Below are 25822 nucleotides of genomic sequence, written 5' to 3'. Positions count from 1 at the left end.
CCCTCAATAGAAATCGACGCTGCCGAGGAACACCTGGCCCCGGCGTTCGCAGCACGCATAGGGCCGCCACAACGCCCAGGCGTAGTCGCCTTGTTGGGCCTGTGTCAGGAAGCCGTTGCGCGGGAAGACCGTGCAGGACGAGGACAGGACGGGCGTGAGTTCCTGCCACTTGCCGGTCGAGGCATCGCCCTCCATCAGCGCGCCGGCCGGCCAGTAGCCATCGCGGGAGTTGGCGAGCAGCGGCTGATAGACGTGGATCTGCCCGCGGCGCGTGACCACATCGCCGGCCCGTTGGGCCACCACGGCACCGGCCTTGTGGTCGTCCGTCTGGTGCAGGAAGCCGCCGCGCGGATAGACGTTGCCCCAGAGGTTCAGGGTCGAGCGCGCGCCGACCTCGCGCATGCCCGGGATCAATGCCTCCGGGTACACCATCTCCGGTACGTTGTAGCGCCAGGCCGGCGTGTCCAGCGTACTGAGCAGGTACGGCATGAAGGCCGTGCCTGCGCCCTCGCAGAAATAGCCCGAGGACGAGACGAACTGGTTGAACACCTCGACGCCGGGGTGGCCGATGACGTCCGCGTTCTTGAACTTCGCGAGATTGTTTTCGTGATCTTCATTGGTGGTGCCGTCCCCGCCGGCCTGGGCCGAAGGGTTGGGCGTGCTCATGGCGCGCACTTCGACCCAGGGGTTCTCGCCGGTGTTCGAGTAGGACGAAACCACCGCATCGGGGATGTAGTGCCTGACCTTGACGGACGTGCGCACCGTGCAGCCGGTCCAGGTGCAGTAGAGCCAGTAGCAGATACCCACCACCCGGTACTCCAGGCAATCGGGCGAAGCCACTGAACCCACGATGGTCGCCGTGTTCAGGGCGTAGCTGCCCGTGGCGCTGAGCAGCAGCACGGAGGTGACGGCAGCCCGCATGCGGCGCAGAAGGTCGAATGAGCGGATCACGGTTCGGCCCTCCGGTGCTGTTCGATGCGCGCGATGGCGCGGGCCACGTCAGGCTCGCCATAGACCACGTAGCGCTGATCCACCACGACAGCCGGAATGGTGGTGATGCCCAGGCTCCATGCGTCGGCAACGCCCTGGTATTCGGTGGCGATGCGACGCTGGAGGTCAGCGCCCCCCTGGCTCAGCCGGCGCTTCACGATGGCTGTTGCCTGTCCGGGATCGGCGGGCAGCGCCGCAGAAAGCTCCGCTTCGATCCGGGGCGCTTCATCCAGCTCGATCAGCTGCTCGCCACCCATGGTCCTGACCGGGTGACGGCTGTCGGTGATGATCACCACATCGGCGGCGAAGCTGGCCGGGCTGAACACGGCCAGGGAAGCCGGCAGCGCAACGGCCAGGCCAAGGGTTCGCCAGCCCGATGCGAACCTGGATGAAGATGCTGGCATGTCGAGCGCCCCCAAGAGTTGTCAAGGGCCATAGTCAAACGCCGAACGCCATGCGGCCCCAACAAACAATGCGCATCGCGGACTGCCCGCATACCTGCTTGTCTTGCGCCAATGAAAAGCGGAGGCCGAAGCCTCCGCGTGGATCAAGGAGCCGGTGCCATTGCTACAGCAGGCCGGATTCCGCAAAGGAGAACGGGGCACCCTGGCCGACGATGATGTGGTCCAGTACCCGCACATCGATGAGCGCCAGCGCGGCTTGCAGTTGCTGGGTCAGCATGCGATCCGCGCTGGACGGCTCGGAGACGCCCGAAGGATGCTGGTGGGCGAAGACCACCGCGGCGGCATTCAACTCCAGCACACGCTGCACGACGACACGCGGATAGACCGAAGTCGCGTTGATCGTGCCCCTGAACAGCGGCTCGTAGGCCAGCACCTGGTGCAGGCTGTCCAGGAACACAGCGGCGAATATCTCATTGGGCTCAGCGACCAGTTTCAGACGCAGGTAGTCCCGTACAGCGGCCGGTTGGCTGAGGCACGGTCCAGCTTTGAAGACCCGTCTCTCCAGCAGCACGATGGCTTGCTGGATGATCCAGTCCTCGTGTTGGGCAGCGATGGCGGAAAGCGACTCCAGGCAGGAGTCATTGACGGCGAAAGACATGGCGAACCTCCAGACGGTGAGATCGGAGGGCACTCGCCCTGGGAGGGCAAGCCCTCCTGGGGAACGAACAAGGTGCATCCATCACCGCGGCAGCGGTGATCGTTCGCGGCCAGGATGCGAGGCGAACGGGGTTGTGGTCAGCGCAGCGGACTGCGCCGTAGCCTTGAAGACCGGGGCTACCTGGGCATGTCGCCGACGACGTCGGCAGGCATTTCCGATGTGGGTGTGGCGGCGGGATCGCCGGCCGCGAGCATGTCCATGGCCGACAGCAAGGCATCGCCCTCGATCGGGCCCTGCAGCAGGATCGCCTTGCCGGTTTCGCGATCGTGCAGCCGCAGCGACGGCGTGGCGGTCACGCCGCTGTTCGTGGCTTCCGCAGTTTGGGTACGAATCGCCGCGTCGGGCCGCTCGCTCGCAATGCACTGTTCGATGGCTGGCGTCAGGGCGGGGTGGCGCAGGTCTTCGGGCAAGCCCTGGCCGTCGCTGTGTGTGTGGACATAGACCCACTCGACAGCCTGCCAGAAGGCGGGATGGCCGCCGGCTTCGCCCGCGCATTCCACCAAGCGCGCTTCGGCGGACGCGGCCGGCTCATGCGCGGCCAACGGCAGGTGGTGCCATTGCAAGGCCACGTCCGCATTGCCGGCCACCCAACGCTTGAGGACAGGGAAATAGGACCGGCAGAACGGGCATTCGAGGTCCGCGTAGAGCGTCAGCGTGAAACGACCTGCCGGGTTGCCCATCTGCCAAGGAGGCCCGGCCACCTGCGTCTCGCTGACAGGCGCCGAGGTTTGGGGCGTGGACTCGCCTGGCGAACGGGACACGAGCCAGATCAGCAGCAGCGCAACCAGCACTGCGCCTAACGCCCATGGCCAGCGGGCCCGCCAGCGCCGACGGCGGAACGCCTGGACCTGCATCGGAATGGATGAGCGTTTCTGTTCCATGGCGTTCTCCGGTGCACGGCAGATTCAGGGCAGGGCCAGGGCCGGCGACTCGATGCCGCGTGCCCGGTCGATCTTCTCGGCCACCTTGAAGGCGGCATCCAACTCGCTGACGCCGTGCTGCTGCATGAGCTGGTAGCGCTCGGCCTTCTCTTCGGGTTCGGTCTGCGCGAGCGCGAGATACAGGCTCGGCGGCACGGCGCGGAAGAGCACCTCCATGCTTTTGGAGAGGATGACGCCCTCGGTGAACTTGCCCGCTTCCTTGCGTGCCGAAAGCATCAGCGCCTTCTGCGCCGGCGAGAGTTCGCGGAATCGTGCGATCTTCTCCACCTCGTCCGGCGGCATCGACAGGCAGATCCACCACTCGATCATGTTGAGCATGGGCTCTGCGGCGCGCGGCAGATCGTCGATGTTTTGCGTCGCCAGCCAGAACCAGGCGCCCAACTTGCGCCACATTTTTGTAATTTTCACGACATACGGCGCGAGCAGCGGGTTCTTCGTGATGATGTGGCCTTCGTCGGTCACGTTGATGATCGGGCGGCCGAGATACTGGTCACGCTCCGCGATGTTGTTCACCGTGCTGATGAGGCTGATGTACGCGATCGAGAGCTGCGCGTTGTAGCCCTCACGGGCATAGGTCGCGAGATCCACCAGCGTGATGTCGGCCTCGGGCCACGGCGTGCCGTCGCGGTCGAACATCTCGCCGTCCGTGCCTTGGCAGAACATGTCCATCGCGTCCGCCATCTCCAGCAGCCGCACGCGCCGCATCTCGGGCAACGTCGGGTCCTGGCCGCGGGTGCGCAGCGCATTGCGCACGTCGCGCGTGAGCACCGTGCGCTTCTCGGCCACGCAGTGCTCGGCGGCGTCGAGGATGCACTGGCGGATCAGCGAGCGGTCGGCGCGCGTCATCCTGGCTTCCTCCTTGTCCTCGCCGCCAGTGATCATCAGCCGCGCCGTGATCTCCAGTTCGCCCAGCACGTCGCGCTGTTCGTCCGCCTCCATGGCTGAGGCATCGGGTGGCAGGTCTTCGTCCAGCGCATCGGCATCGAGCGTTTGCACATCGCTGGGCGTTTCGATCAGCCGGCGCGCGTCGGCGAACGGCGCTAGGCTGATGCCCGATCCGGGGGCCAGCTTGACCCGATTCACGGTCAGGCCCAGGCGCCTGGCGAAGTCGCTGAACAAGCCGAAGCTATTGCCGGCTTCCACGATGAAGAGGCGCGGCCGATAAATGGCCGTGACCTGGTTCAGCAGATTGTTGAGCGTGGCCGATTTGCCGGAACCCGTCGGGCCGAACAGGAACAGGTGGGCGTTCATCTGCCGGTCCAGGCGATTGAGCGGATCGAAGGTGATCGGCCCGCCGCCGCGGTTGAACATCGTGATGCCTGGATGCCCCGTACCCTGGGCACGGCCCCACACCGGCGACAGGTTTGCCGCGTGCTGGGCGAACATCAGTTGCGTGTACCACCGGCGCCGATCCTTGCCGGGGTTGTAGCAGCACGGCAGCCAGCGCAGGTAGCTGTTGAGCGGCGCCACCTCATCATCCTCTCGCACCGGCTGCAAACCAGCGTTGAGCATCACGTTCGCCAGGTCCAGGCCGCGCCGATCCAGTTCCGCCTCGTCGCGCCCGCGCAGGTAGAACGCCAGCGTGCCCCGGTAGAGCTTGTGCGCGCTGCCGATCAGCGAGCGGGCTTCATGCACGTCCTTGAGCGTCTGCTCCGACGCCAGCGTCTCGCCCACGGCCTTCTTCGCCAGGTGGTTCAGATCCGATTCCAGGACATCCTGGGGCGTGGCAACCATCGTGAGACAAAGCAAGGTGTCTTCCGGCATCTGGTCGAACAGCGTGTTGATCGCATCGCCCTTGCGGGTCTCGCCGGTTAGATGTCCCGTGCCGGGCGGCATGCGCAGCCGGTCGGTGATCAGCACACGGTGCGGCATGCCGTCGAAGTACCAGGTGCCGTGCTCCACGTCGGAGCGTGGCTGGCCGAAGAACAGCCGCTGGCTGAAATCCCGCCCGCTCGCCAGTTCGATCTCGCCGGCCTCAGTCTCGTCCGGGTAGCGCGCCAGTGCGTAGAAGCGCTCCCGGTCCTCTGTACTGGGCCCGAGCATCGCGGGGCGCGGATTGAGCCACCGCAGCAGCCAGTCGTGGACGTCGGCTGCGACCATGCGCCGTGCCTGGATGCCGGCGTTCGCCAGCCCGCCACACAGGCGGTCGCAGACGATGTTCAGCATCTGCTCGGGCGTCTGGCCGCGGCGGCTTGCCTGCCCGGTGGCACGTCGATAGACCACCATGCGCACGCGCCGCGTCTGCCCGCGCCAGCGCAGCCGCGTGACCACCGTGTCCTCGAACAGGCCGCCGGGCTTGGCCACCGCACGCAGATGGTGGCCGAAGAAGCGCAGGTAGAACTCGGTGAACGCTGTCCCGCGGGCACGTGGCTGCACGTAGTCACGCAGGGTCTGCATGTACTGGTCGAAACTCGGCTCGTCCTGGGCATAGAGCTGGAGCACCCAGGGGTTCTCGTCCAGCTCATCGAAGCTGTCCTGCAGCGCGTTCTCCAAGGCGTCGCGGGCGTGGGCAAGCCAGCCCGGTTCCCGGCCCTCGGTCCCCAGCGGCACCAGCTCGAAGAAGGCCGCCACCGATTGGCCGTCCTCCAGCAACATGGACCTTGACTCGGGCAAGAACTCGACCCAGGGCAGCAGTTCCACGAAGGACGGTGCGACCTCGTACAGCGCCTGCTCGTCGGCCTCCGTCGCCGGTTTGCGGCCCCGGACTGCCGAGCCGGGTTCGGGGATGCCGGCTTGGCGCAAGGCCTCAATGTGGCGCTGCCAGCCGTCCGGCTGCTCGTCATCACCAGCGCCGGATGCGGCCAGCTTCAGCGCGGCCGGCTTAGGCCAGGGAAGTTTCCAGCGCATCAGTAGTCCTCCACGCGCTCACCCGGCATCGCGTACTGAATGCGCTGGTACAGCGGGAAGACGGTCGTGTAGCCGGGCACCGGCACGGGATCGGTGCCGGCCAGGTGCGGGTACACGTACATCACGAGATCGGGATTGGGCAGGCGCTGGAACTGGCGATGGACCTCGTTGCGCGCGGTGCGCGTGTAGCGCATCTGCTCGGCAGGTGCGGCCTGCATATCGGCGTCGGTCAGCGGCCGACGCAGGCTCTGGCGCGCATCGAGCAGTTGGCCGCCGGCGTTCCGTCCGGCTGCGCCACCGCCGTCCCCGGCCTCCTGCTGCCAGATGTCCATCATCGTGCGGTCACCGTGGGTCAGCAGCTTTTCCTTGCTGGTGGCGCAGCCGGCGAGCGCCGCGACGGCGAGGACCAGCGCCAGGCCACGGGCCAAGCTATTCAAGTTCGAGAGCATGGCTTTCTCCTGTGCGGTGATCGACCTTGCGGCCTTCGGGATCGAAGTCGATGGCGAGCGGCTTTTCGAGGTGGACGGCGACCTTCGCGCCGGGCTGGACATAGACGGCGGCGAACGCTTGGCCGTAGAGCTTGTTGACCCAGGCCGACATGTCCCGCACGCCGCCCGCCAGAATCTGGCCGACCGCCTCCTGGCCGCTGATGCCCACGGTGCCGATGGAGCCGTCCGAGCCGACATACGACATGCGGCCGCTGTCGCTCTCGATGAGCGAGGCCACGCCGGCACCGGCCGCCGTGATCAGGGCCTGCGAGCCCAAGTACTGCTGGGCGTTGCTGCGCCGCTCGCCGCTGACGCAGGGGATGCCGTGCGGGTCGCTGATCCATCCCAAGCCGTCGCGTTGCTGGTTATTCTGCTGGTTGCCCTCGCGGTCTTCGGGGATCGTGCGGATCGTGCCGTCGTTGAACACGAACGTGATGCTGCGCACCTGGCCGCGCACGCACGAAAGCGTCCAGTCGCCCGAGGCGGTGCCGCTGAACACGGCGCCGGCCACATCGGGAATGTCGATGCCATTCGCCGTCAGGTTGTCCGGCCCGACCAGGACTTTGAACGGATAGGGATCGTTCACCGTGCCGTCGATCGGCACACGGCCGATCAGCGCCGTCATCGCGACCGAGCCCATGAGCGTGGAGTTGGTCGGCACGGTATAGACGGGCTTCGCGGTCTTGACGCCCGCGACTTGCGCGCCCGCGTTCGCCACGGTTTCCGCGGTGGTTTCGAGCGTGCTCTGCGCCGGGCCGAAGCTCGTGGGGAAGCTCATTCCGCCGCTCGCGCCACGACCGGCGTTGCGCCCCTCGGCGGGCTTTGCGTCGTCCGGCTCGACCCACCGCACGCCGCCCTCCATGCCGGCCTCGTCGCCGCCCTGCAGCCCCAGGCCCACGGGCAGGTCCGCATGGCCGCCGCCGCGCCCGCCGATGCTGTCCAGGCGCCGCTGCAGGTCGGCGAGCAGCCCTTCGGTCTGCTGGCGCGCGCTGGCCGCCTGCTCCTGGTCGCGGCGCAGGTTGGACCGCTCGGATTCGAGCGCCGAGTTGATGCGCTGGTCGATGGAGTTCTCGCGCTGGCGCAGCCGCTGGTTCTCTTCACGCTGCGACTTGTTGTCCGAGAGCGCGGTCTGAAGCTCGGTGCGCAACTGCTTCACTTGGGCAACGAGCGTCGCCACGGTGTCGCGCGGGGTGTCGCCTTCGATGCCCAGCGCCTTCATTTCCTCGGGCGTGAGCTGGGCGCCGTTGTCCGCCGCGGGTGGCGCCGTGCTGCCGCCACCCGAGAACAGCCGGATACCGACGAACAGCACCAGGATGGCGACAGGGATCATCAGCCACTTGAGCAGGCCGTTACTGCGCATGGCGGGCCTCCTCGACGTTCTCGTCGCCGTCCGGCTGCGGCAGATGCACGGCAGGGTCGAAGCGGTGAATCGCCGGCAGCAGCGACTGCGCGAGGCCGCGGCCGCGCGTGACCAGGTAGAGGACGGTCGTGTCCTCGGGCGTGCCGCGCGGACCCAGCGCCTCGTGCTGGAAGGTGGCGGTGAGGAAATCGCCTTGCAGCACGCGCGGGTCGAGCGCGACCCAGTCGGCGCCGGTGTTGGTGAGGCGCACGGCAGTCACCCATTGGTCTTCCAGGCGCCACGACGCGAGCGCGACCGCGCGCACCGGCAGCGTTGGCATCAGTGTGTCCAGGTCGAGGTCGCGGGGCAGGTTGGCCCGCATGACGCCCGGAAGCGGCTCGACGGTGCGCAGCGGTGCGTAGAGGTTCTGCGCGGCGAAGCGCGTCAGCACGACAGGGACCGGAGTTTCGCGCCGCGCGGTCCGCGCACCTGCCTGGCCCTGGGCGCGTGCCGGGGCCTCGGCACTGTCGGCTTGCTCGCCATAGCGTCCCGGTGCGCTGTCACCCTCGACGATGCGCACCGGCTCCAGCTCGGCTTCCCCGTCCTTGGGCAGTTCAGCTGCGATGTCCAGCAGGATCAGCGCGCCCGTGTCGGCGTCCTGCAGTTGCAACCGCGTGGGCTCGATCGGTTCGCTGGCGCGCAGGTACACCGCGCCGCCCGCACTCTGCACGCGCAGGCGTTCGCCCACGCCCGCGGGCACGCCCACGCGCACGTTCCGGTTGATGAACACGATGCGTTCCTGACCGACCTTCAGCGGCACTGCCAGTGGCATGCGTTCCCAACGCAGGATCTCCACCGCCTGGGCGACGGGTGCCGCGGCCACGGCCAGTAGCCCCAGCAGCGCGAGTACAGGATGCTTCATGGGGTGTTTCCTCCTTGAGGCGCTTGCGGAGAAAGGCCACTCGGCGCCGGGCGCGCCGGCTCCGGTGCACTGATGCGCTGGGGCGCGCCCTCATAGCAGTCCAGCGCCAGGCCGAACGGGTTGCGGGCGGGATCGACGTCCACCCGCGTGACCTTGATCGGATAGCGCACCAGGGCGCGTTTAACCTGCTCGGCGCCGTAGTACTCGTCCGCCGTGATGTCCAGCGTCACCACCCAGTCGCGATCGGATACGGTGCGCACGCGCGCCGTGGGGTCGTCGCCATAGCCGCGGCCGGGAATCTCGTAGATGCCGCGCACGCGCTGACGCAGCTCGCCCGTGGAGCGGCGGTAGTCATAGTCCGCCCGCAGGAAGGCCTGGCAGGACGGGGTGAGGTACGGCGAGAGCGTGTGGAGGTTGCGCGAGTAGTCTTCTTCGCCATTGGTCGGCCAGCGGTTCAGCGTCTGGAACACGTAGAACGTGAACGCATAGACCGATTCGGGCGGCACTTCCCACCACTTGCGGGTACTGCCAGAGCGCAGGTCGGGCGGGACGTGGATGGTCAGGTCGCGCGGCGCGCTCCACCAGCCGCCGCCCATGACCAGGGCGACGACGACCAGCGCGCCCGCGCCCAGCCGCAAGGTCTTGATGTGCGCCTGCAGGTGGGTAACCTCGTTTTTGAAGCGGCTCATCGCATGCTCCTGCGGGTGGACCAGAAGCCCGAGCGCGAGATCAGCACATGGCCACCGACCCAGCCAGCCATCAGCGGATGGCGCGTGGCGATGCGCCATTGCAGTTGCCGATACAGCCAGGTGTCGGGGCGCCCACGCTTGAGGCGGCGCAGGATGCCGCCGCCGATGAACACGCCCAAGGCCACGCCCAGGACGACGAACGTCGGCGCCAGCGCGATCGTGCGGAACACCCAGGACAGCGGCGCGCCGACCAGCAGGCCGGCGGCGCCGGACAGGCCGCAGCAGATCCACAGCTCGTCGGCGGTGAGGCCGCGCACGACAACGGGATGGCGGTTGAGCCGGTGCGGAAGGAAGGTGACCGTTCCGTCCGCACGGACGTGCTGCTGCTCGGACATACCGGCCTCGCTTACAGGATGCCGGTGGCTTCGGTGAGCAGCCAGATGCCGATCACGAGCAGCACGGCGCCGATGGCGACCGTGAGGCCGAACTGGCCCCAGGTCTTGCGGCCGGTGTGGATTTCCGCGTAGGTGCCGTAGGCGTGGTAGCACACGCCGATGAACATCGACGCCACCACCAACAGGGCCACGAGCATGATGATGTCGTAGCCGTAGTTGCGGATCGTCTCCATGATGCCGTTGCCGGTGCCGCGCGTCGGGTTCTCCAACTGCGGCAAGCCTTGCGCGAACGACAGCGCGGGCAGCGCGGCGGCGCCCAGGGCCACGGCGGCGCGCTGGGCAAAACGGGAAGTGAAGATGCGGTTGTGCATGGTCGGGCCTTTCAGGTCAGGACAGGAGGAAGAAACTCAGGACGAGGTACATCGCGACGAAGCGGATGCAGACGCCGAGGAACTGGCGCTGGTTGAGGCGGCTCTCGGACCACCCCACGTAGGCCGTTCGGATGGCCCAGACGCCCCACACGAGCAGGACCGCGAACACGACGCCGACCAGGACGGTCGCCATCGCGGAAGGCGCGATGCCGCTGTTGGCTTGAAATGCTGAGACCTGGGCGCCGTTCATGGCTTGCCCTCCGCAGTCGTCGCCGGCAGCGGCTCGGTCGCCCGCTCGGTGCGGTAGTCGCCGGCCAGTTCGGAGGGGTCGCGCGGCTGGGCGCGCGATGGCGTCAGATGGAACTGGATGCCGGCGCGAACACGCGCCAGGTCAGCCAGCAGCCGCGGGTAGTCGAAGTGGTAGCGCTCGCCCGGCTGGATGGGGGCATGCGCGGCGCTGTCCGCGACGGTGCGCTCCAGCGCGTCGAGCTGGCGCAGTGCGGCGACCAGCTCCTGGCGCTGCGCAGGGGACTCGGCCAAGGCCATCGGGGACTGACCCAGCAGGAGGGCCGTCACGAGAAGAGTGGGTACGCCGCGATGCGCGGCGCGCAGCCAGATCGAAGCCACCATCGCGCCATTCCTGTGTGATCAGCAATGGGGTGATCGTGGAGATCAGGGCTGTTTTAGGCCGCAAACAATAGGAACTGGCGGACGACCGGATTGGGCATGCCGCGAGCGAACCTACAAAAGCCCGGGTCGCGTTTCGATTATTGCGTTTTTCGAGTGTTTCGAATATGATCGGCTCTGCAACCGTTTTCGCTTAGGAGCTACCCATGACCACCGCCACTGCCCAATCCAAGATGACCCTTCCCGCCGCGGGAGAGGTTAAGGCAGCCGTCCAGGGTCAACGTGCCTTGGCGGCTTACCTCGCAACCCAGTTCGAGACGCAGCACATCCAGATCTTTGATGACCACAAACAGGCTCATCAGGTGGAACTGCCTACCTCGGCGTTGCGCCTGCTGGTCGACATCCTGGCCGAGTTGGCCGATGGCAATGCAGTAAAGGTGGTGCCCGTCCATGCAGAGCTGACGACCCAAGAGGCGGCGGACTTGCTCAACGTGTCCCGTCCCCATTTCGTCAAGCTGCTAGAAGATGGGGTGTTGGCATTTCATCGCACCGGCAAGCACCGCAGGGTGAGGTTCGCCGATCTGATGCAGTACAAGGAAGCGCGCGAGCGCGCCAGTGAGCAGGCGATGGCCGAACTCGCTCAGCAGTCGCAAGAGTTGGGAATGGGATACGAATGAGGCATTCCCCATTCACCGCCGTCTACGACGCGTGCGTTCTATATCCCGCGCCACTGCGGGATTTCCTGATGTGGCTCGGCCTGTCTGGCCGCTTCCGGGCGCGGTGGAGCCAAGCCATTCATGAGGAGTGGAAACGCAACCTGTTGATCAACCGCCCCGATCTCACCCGGGTTCAGGTCGACAGGACGTCGGATCTCATGGACAGGGCCATTCCGGACGGCTTGGTGGAGGGCTACGAAGCGCTCGTGGCAGGCCTGACATTGCCCGATCCGGACGATCGGCACGTCCTGGCTGCGGCGATTCGCTGCGGTGCGAGCGTGATTGTGACGTTCAACGAACGGGATTTCCCGAACGATCTGCTGGCTCCGTACGGCATCGAATCGCAGCACCCCGATGAGTTTGTGGACAACCTGCTGGATCTGGATGCGGCCGCCGTAGTGTCGGCTGCGCAGCGCCAGCGTGCCCAACTCAAGCATCCGCCGATCGATGTGGACCGCTATCTCGAAATCCTGCTGCGCCAAGGCCTTGTGCAAACGACCAAGGTGCTGGCGACCTATCGCACCATTCTCTGACCCGCCGAGAGCCACGGATGACCAAGAATCCTTCATCAGACGCCACTTTGCCGAAAGGCATCCATCGAAGCTGGAAGCTGCCGGACAAGTCGCTGGGTGACTTGTGGGATTCGATCGTGATGGACGAAGCCATCAAAAAACAGTTGCTGTCACAAGCGATCGTCAACTTCACGGTGCGCCCCAAGGTGGAGCGCACGGTACTCCCCCTGCACGGCGTGATCTTGTTGGTCGGCCCACCGGGGACTGGGAAGACCTCCTTGGCACGGGGCTTGGCGCATCGTGTGGCCGAATCTTTTTCTTCTGCGAAGTTTCGATTGCTGGAAGTGGAGCCTCACACGCTGACGAGCTCTGCAATGGGAAAGACTCAACGCGCCGTGGCAGACCTGTTCTCGCAATCGATCGCAGAATCCGCAGCGGCGGGCCCGACGATCGTCCTTCTGGACGAGGTCGAAACGCTTGCGGCTGATCGAGCCAAGCTCAGCCTGGAAGCCAACCCGGTTGATGTGCACCGGGCCACCGATGCGGTGTTGGTGCAGTTGGACATGTTGGCCGAACGCAACCCGCATCTGCTGTTCGTGGCCACCAGCAACTTCCCACAGGCCGTCGACAGTGCCTTCCTGTCTCGTTGCGACATGGTGATGGAGGTGCCACTGCCCGGCAAGGATGCCTGCAAGCAGATCCTGGTGGACTGCCTGAATGGCCTGGCAAAGACATTTCCGGGGATTGGCAAGCTTTCCTCGGCTCACCAGTTCGACGCGTGTGCTGGCGAGTGCGTCGGATTGGATGGTCGGGCCATTCGCAAGGTCGTAGCCAACGCCCTCGCGGCCGACCCGCAAGTGGCTATCGATCCGAACAAGCTTTCCGTAGAGCACCTGCGCAGTGCGATACGACAGGCAAAGCAAATGCGCCTTCAAGGAGGGAAGCAAAAATGACCACCGTTGTCAGCCGGACGTTTCGCAGTTCGCCGCACCGCGATGCGTTGCAGACGTGGGATGCCATTGTCGAACTGCTCACTCAGGGCAAGGACGGCACGGCTCGCTCTGAACTCAGGGCCGTGGCGGGCGTGGCCGCCAGCTTGATCGCCGACCAGGCACCCAAGAGCGCGCCCATCGTTGCGACATGCGATGGACCACGGACCAGGATCTACTGCCTCTTCGACGAAGACGCGATCGATGGTGATGATGCCAACGAAGAAGTCTTGGGGTTCGAGCCGTTGAAGGGAGACTGGGGAGTCTCGCTGCCGTGTCCGAAGGAGCAGCTCGGCTGGGTGCAAACCGCGCTCAAAAAGCACTGTTCTCGCATCATTGCACGGGACTTGAGCCAAGGAATTGCCACGCAGGCGCAGGACGATGCTGGGCAAGCGCTGTCGCTCGACCTCGGAGGTTTCCTCAAGTCATGAGCACCGTCGCCACCTACTCGTACACGCACTCGGTTACCTATGTGACCGACAACATCCTCAAGAGCTTGAAAGACATCATCCTGCTCAGTGGGCTGGACCCTGAGCACTTTGCGGATCGCTGGGAGAGCAATACCCGAGCCATCAAGACGTGGCTCGGGACCGGTGATCTGCGCAAGGTGATTCTGGAGATCTACAACCCGGCAACCGACAAGCTTGTGACCCGATGGGATATCGACATCGTGTATGGGTGGTCCGATGGCGACGGCAGCTTCTGGACAGATACCGAGCAGTTGAAATACGCGATCAAGAAGGCTGGGCTGTTGCCATCGCAGGCTAAGTACAAAGTCATGCTTGATACAAAGCCCGGGCGGCCTGACGTGGATGGGTGGAGCAAAGGAAGCTATCGCTCGACGGATGGGATGGTCAAGCAGAGCCTGGGCTCGACTGTGGAACACAGCGGCCTGGCGGGTCAGGCTGGATATTGGAGGCAACGCTGATGCTGTCGATCGATGAAGCTTTTCGCAAGTTCAAGTCGCGCCTGGAACTCAACGAGCGCGAGCAGAAGAATGCCTCGCAGCGCCAGAACGAAGTGCGAGACTACCTGCAGACGAAATTCGGTATTGCGCGCAGCTTCCTGACCGGCTCCTATGCTCGATACACGAAGACGAAGCCGCTCAAGGATATCGACATCTTCTTCGTGCTGAAGGACTCGGAGAAGCATTACCACGGCAAGGCCGCATCGGTAGTGCTGGATGATTTCCACTCTGCATTGGTGGAGAAATACGGTTCGGCAGCCGTGCGCAAACAGGCGCGCTCGATCAACGTGGATTTCGGTGTTCACATCGACGCGGAGGACAACACGGACTACCGGGTGGTCAGCGTGGATGCGGTGCCCGCATTCGACACCGGCGACCAGTATGAGATCCCCGATTCGGCGTCCGGAAAGTGGATCAAGACGGACCCGGAGATCCATAAGGACAAGGCGACCGCAGCGCACCAAGCCTATGGCAATGAGTGGAAAGGTCTCGTGCGCATGGTGAAGTACTGGAACAACAATCCCAAGCACGGCGATCAGAAGCCGGTGAAGCCCTCATTCCTTATCGAGGTGATGGCACTGGAATGTCTCTACGGCGGCTGGGGTGGATCGTTCGATCGCGAGATCCAGTCATTCTTTGCCACGCTCGCTGATCGTGTCCATGACGAGTGGCCTGACCCGGCCGGCCTCGGGCCGGCGATCAGCAACGACATGGACGCTGCGCGCAAGCAGCGCGCGCAGCAACTGCTGTCGCAAGCGAGCCAGGACGCAAGTGTCGCCATCGACCACGCGCGTCGCGGTCGCAATCTCGAAGCGCTTCGAGCCTGGCGTGCGCTGTTTGGCCCCAAGTTCCCGCTTTCCTGACCCCGTCGGCTGCCATACGTCCAATCGAGGTACAACATGTCCCAGTGGTCGCTTTCCCAACTCTTGTCGTCCTTGCACGAGGACATCCAGCAGCGCCTGTCCGTAGTACGCAAGACCTTCGGTCACCCGGGCACGAAGGGGGATGCGAGCGAGAACGTCTGGATCGACATGCTGGATACCTATCTGCCCAAACGGTACCAGGCGGCCAAGGCGCATGTGGTGGACAGCCTGGGGAACTTCAGCCAGCAGATCGATGTGGTGGTGTTTGATCGGCAATATTCGCCTTTTATCTTCACCTACGAGAACGAGACGATCATCCCAGCCGAAAGCGTGTACGCCGTGTTCGAGGCCAAGCAGACGGCTGACGCGGGGCTTGTGGCCTATGCCCAGGAGAAGGTCGCCAGTGTGCGCAGGCTGCACCGCACGAGCCTGCCGATCCCGCACGCTGGCGGGACCTACCCAGCGAAGCCGTTGATTCCGATTCTGGGTGGCTTGCTCACCTTCGAGAGCGAATGGAGTCCAGCATTGGGCCCATCCATGGACAAGGCGCTGAACGCAAACCTCACCGAGGGGCGTCTGGACATCGGATGCGTTGCCGCCCACGGGCACTTTTTCTATGACCAAGCCAGCGGCGCGTACAGCTACACCAACGAAAACAAGCCGGCGACCGCGTTTCTTTTCAAGCTGATCGCGCAGCTTCAGTTCAGTGGAACGGTCCCCATGATCGATGTGGAGGCTTACGGTCAGTGGTTGACCAAGTGAGGGGTCGCTGTGGCAAGCATACGTTCGGAGTACCACCGGTTCCTAGCGCACTTGGCGCAGCGGCACGTGCACGACGACGTGCGCCGGCTGGCGCACCTGGTGCTCGATCACCTGCAGCCACTGGCCGAGGTCGGTGCTGCACGCCGGGGGCGCTCCACGCGCTTGGCGCCGCTGGCCATCGCGCATCTGGCGCAGATGCCTGTCGCCTACAACGGGGACGCGCGCGGCCCCGAAAACGGGCCGGCGCTCGGGCGACTGCACCAGCTCGAAGTCGGGCCGTTTCGAGGATTCATGCGGCAGGAGACGTTCGACCTCAGCCATGACATCACCTTGGTCTACGGTGCCAACGGCACCGGCAAGAGCAGCTTCTGCGAAGCCTTGGAAGTGGCGATGCTCGGTTCGATCAGCGAAGCGCAGGCCAAGCGGGTCGACCAGCGGACGTACTGCAACAACGCTCGCCTGCGCCGTCATGTCGCGCCTGTCCTATCGTCCCGGGCGGAAGACCAGCCCCAGGCCGTCCAGCCAGATGAAGCCGAATACCGCTTCTGCTTCATCGAGAAGAACCGCCTTGACGACTTCGCCCGCATCGCCGCGCGGACGCCGGGCGACCAGCGGCAACTGATCGCAACCCTGTTCGGCGTGGACCAGTTCAGCGAATTCGTGCGGGGCTTCAACCCTTTGCTTGATCAGGACCTGATGCTCACCGGTGTCCAAGCTGCGCAGCTGGCACAACGCCGCGTACAGTTGGCGAACTCCGAGCAGACGATCGCCGCCTATCCGCAGAAGATTGCTGCGGTCGAGGCCCTAGAGCAGGCCTTGGCGCAGCGCATGTGGCCTGGCGCGACCTACCAGGCCTGCGTCGACTGGCTGCTCGGCACACCGCAGCAACAAGGGCGGCTGCCGTACGTCCAGGCACAACTGGACGCCAACCCGCCTGCCATTTATGAAGTGACGCAGGCCCGTCTGCAGGCGTTGCTGGCAGAGGCTTATCGGATCCAGGGACTGTGGCGGGCGTCTTCCGGGCAGCTTGCCGCCCGCGCCGGCGAGGTGTCATACGCGAAGCTCTACGAGGCCGTGTTGGCGCTGGCGGACGGGGCGACGGCTTGCCCCGCCTGTGGAACTGCACTGGCCGCTGTGGCGCAGGATCCGTTCGCGAAGGCACGCGCGGGCCTGGAGCAGCTTGCTCAACTGGCTGCCCTCCAACAGCAGGAGACCGGACATCGCACGCAGTTGAGCGAGGCGGTCCGAGTTCTGTGGGAGGAGATGCGCCGCGTGGTAACGGCGGGTGCCGTTGCCTGTCCGGCCGAATCACAGGGTGCTGGCCTGCCGCTGCTGCCTCCCACTGCGGCCGGCAATTGGCTTGGTGCCTGGGTCGATGGAGATCGACGTGCCTGGAACGCTCTGCTGCGGATCGCCGAGATCATTGAAGGGGTCGACGCGCAGGCGCGGGAAGTGCATGCCCAGCGCGGCGCATTGGCACAGGAGCGAGATGGCCTACAGCAGCACCAGTTGGAGGTCCAACGACTGCGCACCTTGCGGGGGGCGGCCGATCAGGATCTGGCCACTGCCCGCCAGACCGTCGCCCAGTTCGACGAGGCGAACCGCGAACTGATCGAGGTCGTTGCTGCGGAAGTGGCGGTGGTGGCGCACCATCAGCGGGTCAAGGTTGCCTACGACGGCTTTTTGCCCGAGATTCAGGCCTACCTTGCCGCACTTCCAGGTGTGCTGCTCCAAGGGCTGGGAGAGCAAGCGCGCCAGCTCTACAACGCATTCAACCGGGCCGATCCGCCCGGCGATCTGCTGCACGCGCTGTGGCTGCCAGTGGCCGAGAACGGCAAGATCGAGGTGGAGTTCGCTGGGGAGCCGGGTGTCCGTTACGACGCGCTAATCGTGTTCAGCGAGGGGCACATCAAGTGCCTCGGCCTGGCGATACTACTCGCCAAAAATATCGCGCAGGGTTGTCCCGTCGTCATCTTTGATGACGTCGTCAATGCGATCGACGATGACCACCGCGACGGCATCTGGCGCACCTTCTTCGAGGATGGCCTGCTCGACGGTAAGCAGGTCATCCTCACCTCGCACGCCGAGGAATTCCTGCATCGCATCCAGCAGGAGCTGGGCGCCCGGCGCGCTGGCGCCATCAAGCGCTACAAGTTTCTCCCGCATCAGGGAGAGCACGAACTGCGGGTCGACAGCGACCCGCCAGCGAAGAACTATGTTCTTCTGGCCCAGCAGGCGTTGGCGGCTGACGAGAAACGCGAGGCACTGCGTCAGGCCCGGCCGGCGCTGGAGAGTCTGACGGACCGCCTGTGGACGTGGCTGGGTCGGCGGACGGACGGCCGGATCGACATCAAGCTGAGCGGGCCCCGCGCGCCTTGGGAGCTGAACAATAAATGCACCAAGTTGCGGTCGGCCGTCGAGCGTATCGCGGCGCAACACGCGGGTGCGCCGGATGCCGTGGGGGCGTTGGTCAGGCTGCTCAATGTCAGCGGTACGAGTATTGAATGGGGTTACCTCAATAGCGGTGTGCACGACGCTCAGCGCGATCATGAGTTCGATCGGGCGACGGTAAGAACGGTCGTCGAGGCGGTTACGGCGTTGGATGCTGCTCTTGATACCCTGCAGAACCGATGAACGGCACACGGCTTTGCAGAGCAGTGCCGCCCGTGTCACCTCATAAGTACTTCTTGAAGCTGCCTGCGGTCAGGCTAACTGCCATCCCCAGCAACGCCGCGCTGGGCAGCAGGATGACCAGAGGATGCACCGATATGGGCAGAGCGAGATAGGTGACCCAAGGCAGCACGGCCAACGGCATCAGGCTGGCCTTCGCGCGGTGGTAGATGAAGCCGGATTCGCGGCCCGCGCCGAACCGGCGCACATCCCGTCGCACCAGGCCGTCAATCAGGCCGACGAATGCCGCCGTGAGGATCAGCGGCAGCGTGAGCACCAAGACCAGCAGGCGCACCAGGAAGGTGAGCGTCGTGAAGGCCGCAGCGATCAGGTAGCTCTCGGTCCAGACATAGACCTGGCTGATCCAGTAGCGGAAGTTGTGGGTCTGCCCGTGGCTGGGCGCTCGGGCGCGCTCGGCGGTCTGGCTCATGTGCTCCAGCAGCCCCGAGCGCACGAACACCCATTCGTATCCGGTGTCCACCAGCTCGTGCGCCGTCCGTCCCGGCTCCTGTACGACCACGCTCCGCGTGAAGTGGCTGGACAGGTGCCCGAGTTCGTACTGCAGCATCTGCTGGGAGTGGCGCCAGCCCTGGTCCTTCCAGAACAGGTGCATGCCGACGCACTCCACCACGATCGAGAACAGCAGCGAGCCGATCAGCACCCCGAGTAACCGGAACGGTAAGGTGAGGGTGCCGACGATCAAGCCTTGGCGTTGGTTCTGCTCCCGCTGCGCGGTCGAGGCGGCATCCTTCATGGCACGGCCTCGTTGCCCGCGCCATCGTCGGCGCCGGTGGCCACCGCGTCGGGCTCGGCCGCAGCGGCATCGTCCAGCAGGTCGTCGGGCAAGGCCGCATCCTGCAAGGCCGGCGAGCTGGTGAACTCCCACCACTGCGTGGCCTCGCTGTAGCTCTGGCGCATGTACCCGGCCAGTTGCTGCAGGTCCGCCGGCATCACTTCATCCGGGTCCGGCGCCGGCAGCGGCATGCGTACCTTCCAAAGCTGGCCGCCCTGCAGCAGCGCGAAGCATTGGCCTTTGGGCAGTCCAACGACGTGCGACGGCTCGATCATCGGCACGCTGGACATGCTGATGCGGTCCTGCGTGTTGCTGGTGAAATCCGTCGCCCCACGGATGTCCGAGCTATCGGTCGCGCCGGAGACGATGGTGGTGGTATAGACCTCGACCTTCGGCAACTGCCTCGTCAGCAGTTCGGCCGTGGCCGTCTCCCTGACCCTGAGCATGAACAGGTTGTTGAAGTTACCGATCACCTGACCGGCCTTCGCGCGGTTGCCGATGCGGGCCTCGATGTCCGAGAGCGTCTGCGTGTACGCCGTGACTTGCAGGCCGGCACCGCCGCCCTTGTTGATTAGCGGGATGAATTCATCGCCCATCAATTCATTGAATTCATCGGCATGAACGTTGATGGGCACGCGCGCACCGGCCGTTGCGCCCGGGAGGCCATCGTCGATCCCGTGCTTGTAGATGTGCCCGGCGACCGACACGAGATCGCTGAACATCGAATTGCCGACCGCTGCGGCAACCTCGGCGTCGGATAGCGCGTCCAGACCCACATAGACGACTGCGCGCTTTCGGATGACCTGCATCCAATCGAAGATCGGGCGCGGGTCGGCCAGGTCGGAATAATTTGGGGCCAAAAGCTGGGAAATCTTCCCGCTGGTGAGCTTCTCCAGCAGCGGCAGCAACGACGCGACGATCTTGTCGAAATACGTCTTGTCGTAGCGAACCGCCGAGCGCAGGCCGTCGAGAACCGGGTCGTAGTTGCGGGCCTGGGAGAGGTACTGTTCCAGCGCCACCACGCGCTTCTCGCGCCCGATCATGTTGCGCGGGATGTTCTTCTCGTTGAGCTTGGCCTCGATCTGGACGATCACCTCCCAGGCTTTGGGCTCAGTCTTGGCGAAGTAGTGCTGGGCGTACTCGATGAACAGCGCGTCGATGTTGATGACGTGCCGCTGGATCAGCATGTAGTCCGGGCGCTGCCCCAGCTCCACCAGGGCGCGGGCAATGATGTTCACGAAGCGCCATGCGAACTCGCGGAACGCCGCGCTGTTGCCTTCGCCGGAGAGCTGCCCCGCCACCCGGGTCGCCACTTCGCTGATGCGGCCGAAGCGGCCCACCGCGTTGTAGCGCGCCGAAATGTCCGGCCAGCCCAAGTGGAAGACGTAAAACTCGCCTTCACGGCCCGCGCGCTGGGCCTCGGCATACATCCGCTTGAGCAGGTCCGCGTCCCCCTTGGGGTCGATGACGATCACGACCTCGTGCTCGCCTGCGGCGTTCTTGCGGCGGATGTCCTGCGTGACGAACAACTCGGCCAGCCGCGTCTTGCCCACCCGCGTGGTGCCCAACACCAGCGAGTGTCCGACGCGCTCCCCCAGCGGCAGGCTGACGTCCACCTCGTCGGGCTCGATGCCATGCAGGCGCGGCAGGCCGCCGACAGGCGGCAACGGGCGCACGGGGTTGAAAGGCACGTCCCAGCCCGTGAGCGCGGGCAGCCGGGACAGCGGGAACGGCGCGAACTCCAGCCGTTCCTCCAGGCGCCTGGCCAGCCGGTAGGCCGGCGTCGGCTCGACGTAGCGGCGAAACTCCGGCCGGTACGTCTGCATCAGCCTATGGGTGTGCTTCTGCTCCCAGAGAAACCCGCGCCCCACGAACAAGCGCTGCTGGCTGACCGGCACGTCCTTGCTCGTCATCACGTACCGCGGCAGGCGGCGGATGTTGTGCCGGTAGCGCAGAATGACGCGGGCATCGCGGTAGCGGATCGCGCCGTAGGCACCGAATGCCAAGGCGCTGCCGACGCCCATCGAAGGGCTCAGCGCGAGCGACCATGGGGCCACCAGGCACAGAAACGCGGCGCCTGCACACGCCGCGATGGTGTATAGCTCCACCGCTGGGCGTAGCAGAACCTCGACCGGCTGTTTCCCCGACATGGCTTCATTGCTCGATGCCAGTGGCCGTGATCAGCGCCGGGTAGTGCCGCAGGCCCAGGCGATCGGCCAGGTCGTCGCTGGCAACGGGGGCGAGCGGCAAGCCTGGCGCCAGCGCGCGCAGCCGCGCCAGGCCCTGCGCGGTCTCGACGTTGACCACCAGGCCGACCGCGCCACGTTCGCGCAAAGCGGCGGCGCGGCGCTGCAACCAGGCCCGGGAAGCCTCGTCGTCGCCGATGACCACGAACGGCCGCAGGCCGGGCGCTTCAATCACACGCCGCGCGACGGTGCCAGGCGTGAGCTTGGCGCTGCGCACCGGCAGCATCGCGGCTTCGTCCGCCGGTGTGGCAGGAAGCTGGGGCGTCGGGATGGACGGCCGCGCCGGTGCGTTGGCGCGCGGCTGGAGATTCAGGGCTTCGTAGTACGGCAATGCCGACGTGCCGCCACGGTCCTCGACAACGATCAGTGGCTCGCCGGCACGCGAGGCCAGCGGCAGGCCTGACAGCAGCATGAGTAGGCCCGTGAACGCGAGATGGGCGGGATGGGGTTTCGTCATGGGGAGGTCTCCTGGCGCGCCGCGAGGACCGCGGCGGCTGGTCGCGTGCCCTGCACGCGGGCAAGGTGGCGCGACACGCTGCGCCGATAGCGGGCGGCGGGCTCGCCGCCTGCGGGGCGGTGGTAGCGGCCGATCGCCAGCAGCCAGTCCTCGCCGGGGGTGTGCTGCTCCTTCAGGATCTCGGCGGCAACGGCCAGGTTGCGATACGGATCCAGCAGGTCGCACGCGCCGGTAAAGCGGTGCTTGTGGTAACCGAGGTTGATCTGGCCCAGGCCCGCATCAATGCGCGTGTGCGGCGTGGCGCGCATCGCCTGCTGCAGGCCAGCGCAGGCGTCGGCGCGCGTGGCGAAGCGGCGCGACTGGCCGGCGACGTTGAGGGACCACGGCCACGGCACCAGGCGCCCGTTGCGCCGGATGCCGCTCTCCTGCAAGGCCACGGCGTAGAGCACGGTCGAGGGGATGCCTGCGCGCTGGGCGGCAAGCTGGTAAGCCGGTGGCGGAACCTCCTGGGCCAGGGCGGCAACGGCATACAGGCCGGCAGTGAGCACCAGTGCGCGCAGGGGCATGGCTACGGCTGGCGCTGCCATTGGCCGTTCACTTCGCGCACGGCGGCGGGCAGATCGCCGGGCAGGCCCAGCGACAGCCAGCGGCCGCCGTCGTGGTTGAGCGTGATGCTGCCGGCGCGCACGCGCGCCGGGTCGATCTGCGCGCGCTTGGCCCAGTCGCGGATGCGCGCGTCATCCTGGCGGCTGCCCACCATGTACAGGTCGAACTCCGCGCCCGAGGATTGCAGGCGCTGCACGAGCTGTCCGCAGGCTGCGCAGCCGTCCTTGACGAACACCGCCATGCGGCCGCTGCCGCGCAAGGGACTGCTGGATGTGCCGGCGCCCGGCTTGTCGTCGGGCAGGTTCACGCGCTGCATCCCCGGATTCAGGCGCTGCCAGGCCTCGTCGTAGGCGCGCTGGTAGGCGAGCAGCTTCTCGACGCGGCGCGCTTCCACCTGCACCTGCAGTTCCGCATAGCGGCGCCGTTCTTCGTCCGTGCGAGCTTCGATGCCCAGGGCGGACAGCGGGTCCAGGTTGGGCGAGTAGATACCCAGCGGCCCATCCATCAGCTCGCGGTAGCGTGCCCATTCTTGTGGCTGCAAGCCCCATTCGGTTGCCACCCGGTCGTCCAGCACGCGGGCGGCCAGCGGGCGCTCCTGGCTCTGTGCGTTGCGCGCCGGGGTCGTTGCGGGCTGCTGCGCCCAGGCGGGCCATTGCGACGACGCCACCAGGACCGCGAAAAGGAGGATCGACGGCTTCATGGGGTGCTCCGGTCAGGGAATCGCCACGCGGCGGGTGTGGTTGCCGGCCTGGAACACTGCGGTGTTGCCCTCGATCGCCTGCAGGCGCCACGGGCCGACCGCATCCCCGGGCAGCAGCACCTGAAGTTGGGCGGGCGTGAAGTCCCCGGTGCTCGGCGCGACGGACACGCTGCGCTGGCCGGCGCGCAGTTCGGCGCCGACGACGCGGAATGACAGCGGCGACAGCTCGGTCTTGGAGGCGGCGGACGTGCGCGATGCGCGCCGCTGGGCGGGTGCGGTGGCACGTGCGGCGGCTTGGCGCGCCTTGATCTGCTCGACCTCCGCGCGAAGCGCCTGGAGGTCGTCGGCCGCTGCGTAGCCACTGAGAGATTTCTCGACCTGGGCCGCGCGTGCTTCCAGGATCTGGCGGGTGTCTTTGAGGTCAGCGTCCGTCGCGACGGCCGGGCGCTGCTGGATGGCCTCGATCGTCTCGGCCAAGCCAGTTGCCTGCACTTCCAGGCGTTGCAGGCGGGAATCCAGCCGCTCCTGGTCGGCCTGGTCGCTGAGGGCCTGGTAGCCCAGGGCCACCAAGACGCTGAGGAAGACCAACCAGAGCCACAGAAGGCTCTGCACCACCACGACGGCGCCCGGGCGCCGGGCAGACTGTGGGGAGCTCATGGCTGGCCTCCCGAAACCGAAGGCTCCAGCGGGAACGTCTGCACCGCCTCGGCGGCGGGTGGCTCGGATGCGGGTTCGATGACCGCGCTGTCGGCGGGCCGTTCGAAGCAGATTTGCCGTGCGCGGTCATCCGCGTGCAGTTCCCAGGCCGGGCCAGCCAGCGTGAGCAGCGCATCGCGCAAGGTCATGGGGCCGAGGTGCAGGTGCGCCGCCGGCAGCGGCAGCGCGTACAGCTCGATTACCGCGTGTGCCGTCTGGCACAGGCTGTAACCGCTACGCTTGAGCACATGCCGCAGCCCATCGCCGACGGTGGCACGGGCATCTTCGGGCATGGACACGTCGATGGTCTGCAACAGCAGGTCGCGCTGCGCCGCTCTGGGTGCCAGCTCGACCAGCGTGTAGCGACCGTAGCGCACGACGGGGATGTACTCGGGCGCCTCGGGTTCGGGCGCGGCCGAGACTTCCTCGATGGCATCAGGTGCGGGCGGCGCAGTCGTCGTAGCGCAGCCGCCAGCCAGCACCGACCAGAGCAGGCCGAGGACTCCAGCCAGCAGGCGGCGTTCGGGATGGTGAAACCAAGGTGGAGAGGGGCACATAAGCTCGGCGTCCTGAAACATCGAGCCCTCACCATCGCCGCTAAGACCCGGGGCAGCAGCAAACAATGCGAACCACGCTGCGTCCGATTTACCGGCAGCGGTCTAGTCGAACAAAAGCGGCCTTGAGGGGGCCGTAACGGAAAAGCTCGGTCGCGGTCGGCGGATGGAGGCCGGCCGCTTGACTGCTACTATTTGTTAAAACACCAGTGGACGGGGGCGTAAATGAGGGTTTCTCGGGTCAGGTTGATCAATTTCGCCAATTTCTCGGATGTTGATGTCGAGACGGGGGAAAGTATCGTCATCGTGGGAGAGAACAAGGTTGGCAAGAGCAATTTCATTCGCGGCCTGCAGTTGATCCTTGATCCGGGCTTGTCTGAGCGCGATCGACAACTGGGGCTTGAACATTTCTGGGACGGACTTGGCGAAGACAAGGTTGGTGCGACCATTGAGGTCTCTGTGGATCTAACGGACTTCACAAACGATCCCCGACTGATGGCTCACCTCAACGATTGCGTGATTGATCCTGGCCCACCCATGGTGGCCCGACTCACCTACCGCTTCCAGCCTAAGGCGGGCCTGGGGCGCGCTCCGGAATCGTTGAAGGACTATGAGTATGTGATCTTCGGTGGCGACGATCCCGACATGCGTATCGGCGGCGCACTCCGCCGGATGTTGCCAATAGATGTTCAGGTAGCCCTGCGTGACGCTGAGAAGGACCTTGCGAGCTGGCGCAATTCGCCATTGAGGCCGCTCATTGAGGATCTTGCCGCGTCGTTGGATGATGACGCCCGTGAGGAGATTCAGGATCAGGTCGACCAAGCACAGCGAGAGCTGGCTGGACACGAGGAAGTGGTAGCGACAGCAGAACGGATCAGCGAACGGCTGATCGCCATCGCTGGGGGGCAACATGCCGTTCCGGTATCGCTCGGACTTGCACCAACTAGAGTCGACGCGTTGCTGCGCAGCCTGCGGCTGCTGATCGACAACGGCGTACGCGGAGTCGGCGATGCCAGTTTGGGAACCGCGAACCTGATCTTCCTGGCGCTGAAGAGTCTCGAACTGGACCGCCTCGTTTCCGATGGAGAGCGCGACCACACCTTCTTCGTAGTCGAGGAGCCCGAAGCGCACCTGCACCCGCACGTGCAGCGTCTAATCTATCGTTACTTCCTTGGCACGGGGGCGGAAGATGGTGAGGAACAGCCACCGCTTACGACAATCCTCACAACCCACTCGCCACATATCGCAAGCGTTGCGCCGATCAGATCTATTGTTCTGCTGCGCCATGACACAGCGGAAGGCAAGACTGTCGCGGTCTCGACAGCAAACGCACCTTTCACGCAGCGGGATGAAGAGGATCTTCAACGTTACATTGACGTCACTCGCGGCGAGATTTTCTTTTCTCGGGGGGTGATTCTGGTCGAAGGCGACGCCGAGCGCTTCATCGTTCCCGCGTTTGCCGAGGTACTCGATATTCCCCTCGATATGCTTGGAATCACTGTGTGCTCGGTGGGGGGGGACTAACTTCACCCCGTATGTGAAGCTACTGGGCCCTGAAGG

General features: G+C 65.6%; 29 protein-coding genes. 9 read left to right on the top strand and 20 right to left on the bottom strand.

Going from position 1 to position 25822, the window contains the following annotated elements:
• Window positions 1-3: 3 nt before the first annotated feature.
• From V8Z74_RS09625 to V8Z74_RS09565, 13 genes are all read right to left on the bottom strand, one after another.
• Window positions 4-951: a TIGR03756 family integrating conjugative element protein gene (locus V8Z74_RS09625; protein ID WP_003050097.1), complete on the bottom strand. Its 948-nt coding sequence runs from the start codon at window positions 949-951 to the stop codon at window positions 4-6.
• On the bottom strand, window positions 948-1394 hold the full coding sequence (locus tag V8Z74_RS09620; RefSeq protein WP_003050101.1) for a TIGR03757 family integrating conjugative element protein: 447 nt from the start codon (window positions 1392-1394) through the stop codon (window positions 948-950). The genes V8Z74_RS09625 and V8Z74_RS09620 overlap by 4 nt, the downstream gene beginning before the upstream one ends.
• A 163-nt stretch (window positions 1395-1557) precedes the next feature.
• On the bottom strand, window positions 1558-2052 hold the full coding sequence (locus tag V8Z74_RS09615) for a JAB domain-containing protein (protein WP_003050103.1): 495 nt from the start codon (window positions 2050-2052) through the stop codon (window positions 1558-1560).
• Window positions 2053-2228: 176 nt separating this feature from the next.
• Window positions 2229-2993, bottom strand: a complete 765-nt coding sequence (locus tag V8Z74_RS09610; RefSeq protein WP_003050104.1) for a DsbA family protein — start codon at window positions 2991-2993, stop codon at window positions 2229-2231.
• Window positions 2994-3017: 24 nt separating this feature from the next.
• On the bottom strand, window positions 3018-5900 hold the full coding sequence (locus tag V8Z74_RS09605) for a conjugative transfer ATPase (protein WP_003050106.1): 2883 nt from the start codon (window positions 5898-5900) through the stop codon (window positions 3018-3020).
• Window positions 5900-6349: a TIGR03751 family conjugal transfer lipoprotein gene (locus V8Z74_RS09600; RefSeq protein WP_003050109.1), complete on the bottom strand. Its 450-nt coding sequence runs from the start codon at window positions 6347-6349 to the stop codon at window positions 5900-5902. Before V8Z74_RS09600 ends, V8Z74_RS09605 begins: the two co-directional genes overlap by 1 nt.
• A complete protein-coding gene (locus V8Z74_RS09595) occupies window positions 6330-7748 on the bottom strand; it encodes a TIGR03752 family integrating conjugative element protein (protein ID WP_003050111.1) in 1419 nt (472 codons plus the stop codon). The genes V8Z74_RS09600 and V8Z74_RS09595 overlap by 20 nt, the downstream gene beginning before the upstream one ends.
• Window positions 7738-8649, bottom strand: a complete 912-nt coding sequence (locus V8Z74_RS09590) for a TIGR03749 family integrating conjugative element protein (RefSeq protein WP_003050114.1) — start codon at window positions 8647-8649, stop codon at window positions 7738-7740. Before V8Z74_RS09590 ends, V8Z74_RS09595 begins: the two co-directional genes overlap by 11 nt.
• On the bottom strand, window positions 8646-9338 hold the full coding sequence (locus V8Z74_RS09585; RefSeq protein ID WP_003050116.1) for a PFL_4703 family integrating conjugative element protein: 693 nt from the start codon (window positions 9336-9338) through the stop codon (window positions 8646-8648). Before V8Z74_RS09585 ends, V8Z74_RS09590 begins: the two co-directional genes overlap by 4 nt.
• Window positions 9335-9733 carry a TIGR03750 family conjugal transfer protein gene (locus V8Z74_RS09580; protein ID WP_003050133.1) on the bottom strand — a complete coding sequence of 133 codons (399 nt, stop codon included), beginning with the start codon at window positions 9731-9733 and terminating at the stop codon, window positions 9335-9337. The genes V8Z74_RS09585 and V8Z74_RS09580 overlap by 4 nt, the downstream gene beginning before the upstream one ends.
• An 11-nt stretch (window positions 9734-9744) precedes the next feature.
• Window positions 9745-10104: a TIGR03745 family integrating conjugative element membrane protein gene (locus tag V8Z74_RS09575; RefSeq protein ID WP_020307818.1), complete on the bottom strand. Its 360-nt coding sequence runs from the start codon at window positions 10102-10104 to the stop codon at window positions 9745-9747.
• Window positions 10105-10120: 16 nt separating this feature from the next.
• On the bottom strand, window positions 10121-10354 hold the full coding sequence (locus tag V8Z74_RS09570) for a TIGR03758 family integrating conjugative element protein (protein ID WP_003050225.1): 234 nt from the start codon (window positions 10352-10354) through the stop codon (window positions 10121-10123).
• Complete coding sequence (locus tag V8Z74_RS09565) at window positions 10351-10734, bottom strand: integrative conjugative element protein, RAQPRD family (protein ID WP_003050229.1); 384 nt, start codon at window positions 10732-10734, stop codon at window positions 10351-10353. Before V8Z74_RS09565 ends, V8Z74_RS09570 begins: the two co-directional genes overlap by 4 nt.
• A 203-nt stretch (window positions 10735-10937) precedes the next feature.
• On the opposite strand from V8Z74_RS09565, the gene V8Z74_RS09560 reads away from it, so the two are divergent.
• The 8 genes from V8Z74_RS09560 to V8Z74_RS09525 are packed head-to-tail and all read left to right on the top strand — an operon-like array spanning window position 10938 to window position 18174.
• On the top strand, window positions 10938-11408 hold the full coding sequence (locus V8Z74_RS09560) for a helix-turn-helix domain-containing protein (RefSeq protein ID WP_003050245.1): 471 nt from the start codon (window positions 10938-10940) through the stop codon (window positions 11406-11408).
• Window positions 11405-11980 carry a PIN domain-containing protein gene (locus tag V8Z74_RS09555; RefSeq protein WP_003050248.1) on the top strand — a complete coding sequence of 192 codons (576 nt, stop codon included), beginning with the start codon at window positions 11405-11407 and terminating at the stop codon, window positions 11978-11980. The genes V8Z74_RS09560 and V8Z74_RS09555 overlap by 4 nt, the downstream gene beginning before the upstream one ends.
• Window positions 11981-11997: 17 nt before the next feature.
• The gene (gene cap6 / locus V8Z74_RS09550) at window positions 11998-12912 is read left to right on the top strand and encodes a CBASS system CD-NTase-associated protein Cap6 (RefSeq protein ID WP_003050256.1); all 915 of its coding nucleotides are present in this window, start codon (window positions 11998-12000) and stop codon (window positions 12910-12912) included.
• A complete protein-coding gene (gene cap8, locus V8Z74_RS09545) occupies window positions 12909-13379 on the top strand; it encodes a type III CBASS phage resistance system CD-NTase-associated protein Cap8 (RefSeq protein ID WP_003050260.1) in 471 nt (156 codons plus the stop codon). The genes cap6 and cap8 overlap by 4 nt, the downstream gene beginning before the upstream one ends.
• Window positions 13376-13876: a type III CBASS phage resistance system CD-NTase-associated protein Cap7 gene (cap7, locus tag V8Z74_RS09540; protein WP_003050262.1), complete on the top strand. Its 501-nt coding sequence runs from the start codon at window positions 13376-13378 to the stop codon at window positions 13874-13876. Before cap8 ends, cap7 begins: the two co-directional genes overlap by 4 nt.
• The gene (locus V8Z74_RS09535; protein WP_003050264.1) at window positions 13876-14778 is read left to right on the top strand and encodes a CBASS oligonucleotide cyclase; all 903 of its coding nucleotides are present in this window, start codon (window positions 13876-13878) and stop codon (window positions 14776-14778) included. Before cap7 ends, V8Z74_RS09535 begins: the two co-directional genes overlap by 1 nt.
• Window positions 14779-14814: 36 nt before the next feature.
• Window positions 14815-15540 carry a CBASS effector endonuclease NucC gene (nucC, locus tag V8Z74_RS09530; RefSeq protein ID WP_003050273.1) on the top strand — a complete coding sequence of 242 codons (726 nt, stop codon included), beginning with the start codon at window positions 14815-14817 and terminating at the stop codon, window positions 15538-15540.
• Between the two features lie 9 nt (window positions 15541-15549).
• Entirely contained in the window at window positions 15550-18174 is a 2625-nt protein-coding gene (locus tag V8Z74_RS09525; RefSeq protein ID WP_003050276.1) for an AAA family ATPase, read from the top strand.
• Window positions 18175-18214: 40 nt separating this feature from the next.
• Here the strand turns inward: V8Z74_RS09525 and V8Z74_RS09520 are convergent, their stop codons facing one another.
• The 7 genes from V8Z74_RS09520 to pilL2 are packed head-to-tail and all read right to left on the bottom strand — an operon-like array spanning window position 18215 to window position 24265.
• Window positions 18215-18964: a TIGR03747 family integrating conjugative element membrane protein gene (locus tag V8Z74_RS09520; RefSeq protein WP_003050279.1), complete on the bottom strand. Its 750-nt coding sequence runs from the start codon at window positions 18962-18964 to the stop codon at window positions 18215-18217.
• Window positions 18961-21153 carry a type IV conjugative transfer system coupling protein TraD gene (traD, locus tag V8Z74_RS09515; RefSeq protein ID WP_003050282.1) on the bottom strand — a complete coding sequence of 731 codons (2193 nt, stop codon included), beginning with the start codon at window positions 21151-21153 and terminating at the stop codon, window positions 18961-18963. Before traD ends, V8Z74_RS09520 begins: the two co-directional genes overlap by 4 nt.
• A gap of 4 nt (window positions 21154-21157) precedes the next feature.
• Window positions 21158-21706: an integrating conjugative element protein gene (locus V8Z74_RS09510; RefSeq protein WP_003050285.1), complete on the bottom strand. Its 549-nt coding sequence runs from the start codon at window positions 21704-21706 to the stop codon at window positions 21158-21160.
• Entirely contained in the window at window positions 21703-22293 is a 591-nt protein-coding gene (locus V8Z74_RS09505; RefSeq protein WP_003109780.1) for a transglycosylase SLT domain-containing protein, read from the bottom strand. The genes V8Z74_RS09510 and V8Z74_RS09505 overlap by 4 nt, the downstream gene beginning before the upstream one ends.
• The gene (locus V8Z74_RS09500; protein WP_003050292.1) at window positions 22275-23012 is read right to left on the bottom strand and encodes a TIGR03759 family integrating conjugative element protein; all 738 of its coding nucleotides are present in this window, start codon (window positions 23010-23012) and stop codon (window positions 22275-22277) included. Before V8Z74_RS09500 ends, V8Z74_RS09505 begins: the two co-directional genes overlap by 19 nt.
• 12 nt (window positions 23013-23024) lie before the next feature.
• A complete protein-coding gene (locus tag V8Z74_RS09495; RefSeq protein ID WP_003050295.1) occupies window positions 23025-23669 on the bottom strand; it encodes a hypothetical protein in 645 nt (214 codons plus the stop codon).
• Window positions 23666-24265 (bottom strand): PFGI-1 class ICE element type IV pilus protein PilL2, encoded by a 600-nt coding sequence (pilL2, locus tag V8Z74_RS09490; RefSeq protein WP_020307822.1) that lies wholly within the window; start codon window positions 24263-24265, stop codon window positions 23666-23668. The genes V8Z74_RS09495 and pilL2 overlap by 4 nt, the downstream gene beginning before the upstream one ends.
• A 243-nt stretch (window positions 24266-24508) precedes the next feature.
• Here pilL2 and V8Z74_RS09485 point away from each other — a divergent pair, with 243 nt between their 5' ends.
• Entirely contained in the window at window positions 24509-25786 is a 1278-nt protein-coding gene (locus V8Z74_RS09485) for an ATP-dependent nuclease (protein WP_349709018.1), read from the top strand.
• Window positions 25787-25822 lie beyond the last annotated feature (36 nt).

The organism is Comamonas sp. w2-DMI (assembly GCF_040187735.1).
GTDB classification, from domain to species: domain Bacteria; phylum Pseudomonadota; class Gammaproteobacteria; order Burkholderiales; family Burkholderiaceae_C; genus Comamonas; species Comamonas terrae.
This window is presented reverse-complemented; position numbering and strand designations above follow the sequence as displayed.

What these genes read in the sequence shown, in the direction of transcription:
- V8Z74_RS09570 (WP_003050225.1), bottom strand. Translation starts at nt 10,354, where the DNA reads ATGAACGGCGCCCAGGTCTCAGCATTTCAAGCCAACAGCGGCATCGCG.
- V8Z74_RS09610 (WP_003050104.1), bottom strand. Translation starts at nt 2,993, where the DNA reads ATGGAACAGAAACGCTCATCCATTCCGATGCAGGTCCAGGCGTTCCGC.
- V8Z74_RS09585 (WP_003050116.1), bottom strand. Translation starts at nt 9,338, where the DNA reads ATGAGCCGCTTCAAAAACGAGGTTACCCACCTGCAGGCGCACATCAAG.
- V8Z74_RS09575 (WP_020307818.1), bottom strand. Translation starts at nt 10,104, where the DNA reads ATGCACAACCGCATCTTCACTTCCCGTTTTGCCCAGCGCGCCGCCGTG.
- V8Z74_RS09520 (WP_003050279.1), bottom strand. Translation starts at nt 18,964, where the DNA reads ATGAAGGATGCCGCCTCGACCGCGCAGCGGGAGCAGAACCAACGCCAA.
- V8Z74_RS09500 (WP_003050292.1), bottom strand. Translation starts at nt 23,012, where the DNA reads ATGAAGCCGTCGATCCTCCTTTTCGCGGTCCTGGTGGCGTCGTCGCAA.
- V8Z74_RS09555 (WP_003050248.1), top strand. Translation starts at nt 11,405, where the DNA reads ATGAGGCATTCCCCATTCACCGCCGTCTACGACGCGTGCGTTCTATAT.
- V8Z74_RS09590 (WP_003050114.1), bottom strand. Translation starts at nt 8,649, where the DNA reads ATGAAGCATCCTGTACTCGCGCTGCTGGGGCTACTGGCCGTGGCCGCG.
- V8Z74_RS09565 (WP_003050229.1), bottom strand. Translation starts at nt 10,734, where the DNA reads ATGGTGGCTTCGATCTGGCTGCGCGCCGCGCATCGCGGCGTACCCACT.
- nucC (WP_003050273.1), top strand. Translation starts at nt 14,815, where the DNA reads ATGTCCCAGTGGTCGCTTTCCCAACTCTTGTCGTCCTTGCACGAGGAC.
- V8Z74_RS09600 (WP_003050109.1), bottom strand. Translation starts at nt 6,349, where the DNA reads ATGCTCTCGAACTTGAATAGCTTGGCCCGTGGCCTGGCGCTGGTCCTC.
- cap7 (WP_003050262.1), top strand. Translation starts at nt 13,376, where the DNA reads ATGAGCACCGTCGCCACCTACTCGTACACGCACTCGGTTACCTATGTG.
- cap6 (WP_003050256.1), top strand. Translation starts at nt 11,998, where the DNA reads ATGACCAAGAATCCTTCATCAGACGCCACTTTGCCGAAAGGCATCCAT.
- V8Z74_RS09615 (WP_003050103.1), bottom strand. Translation starts at nt 2,052, where the DNA reads ATGTCTTTCGCCGTCAATGACTCCTGCCTGGAGTCGCTTTCCGCCATC.
- V8Z74_RS09505 (WP_003109780.1), bottom strand. Translation starts at nt 22,293, where the DNA reads ATGGCAGCGCCAGCCGTAGCCATGCCCCTGCGCGCACTGGTGCTCACT.
- traD (WP_003050282.1), bottom strand. Translation starts at nt 21,153, where the DNA reads ATGTCGGGGAAACAGCCGGTCGAGGTTCTGCTACGCCCAGCGGTGGAG.
- V8Z74_RS09605 (WP_003050106.1), bottom strand. Translation starts at nt 5,900, where the DNA reads ATGCGCTGGAAACTTCCCTGGCCTAAGCCGGCCGCGCTGAAGCTGGCC.
- V8Z74_RS09580 (WP_003050133.1), bottom strand. Translation starts at nt 9,733, where the DNA reads ATGTCCGAGCAGCAGCACGTCCGTGCGGACGGAACGGTCACCTTCCTT.
- V8Z74_RS09595 (WP_003050111.1), bottom strand. Translation starts at nt 7,748, where the DNA reads ATGCGCAGTAACGGCCTGCTCAAGTGGCTGATGATCCCTGTCGCCATC.
- V8Z74_RS09620 (WP_003050101.1), bottom strand. Translation starts at nt 1,394, where the DNA reads ATGCCAGCATCTTCATCCAGGTTCGCATCGGGCTGGCGAACCCTTGGC.
- pilL2 (WP_020307822.1), bottom strand. Translation starts at nt 24,265, where the DNA reads ATGTGCCCCTCTCCACCTTGGTTTCACCATCCCGAACGCCGCCTGCTG.
- V8Z74_RS09535 (WP_003050264.1), top strand. Translation starts at nt 13,876, where the DNA reads ATGCTGTCGATCGATGAAGCTTTTCGCAAGTTCAAGTCGCGCCTGGAA.
- V8Z74_RS09510 (WP_003050285.1), bottom strand. Translation starts at nt 21,706, where the DNA reads ATGACGAAACCCCATCCCGCCCATCTCGCGTTCACGGGCCTACTCATG.
- cap8 (WP_003050260.1), top strand. Translation starts at nt 12,909, where the DNA reads ATGACCACCGTTGTCAGCCGGACGTTTCGCAGTTCGCCGCACCGCGAT.
- V8Z74_RS09560 (WP_003050245.1), top strand. Translation starts at nt 10,938, where the DNA reads ATGACCACCGCCACTGCCCAATCCAAGATGACCCTTCCCGCCGCGGGA.
- V8Z74_RS09495 (WP_003050295.1), bottom strand. Translation starts at nt 23,669, where the DNA reads ATGAGCTCCCCACAGTCTGCCCGGCGCCCGGGCGCCGTCGTGGTGGTG.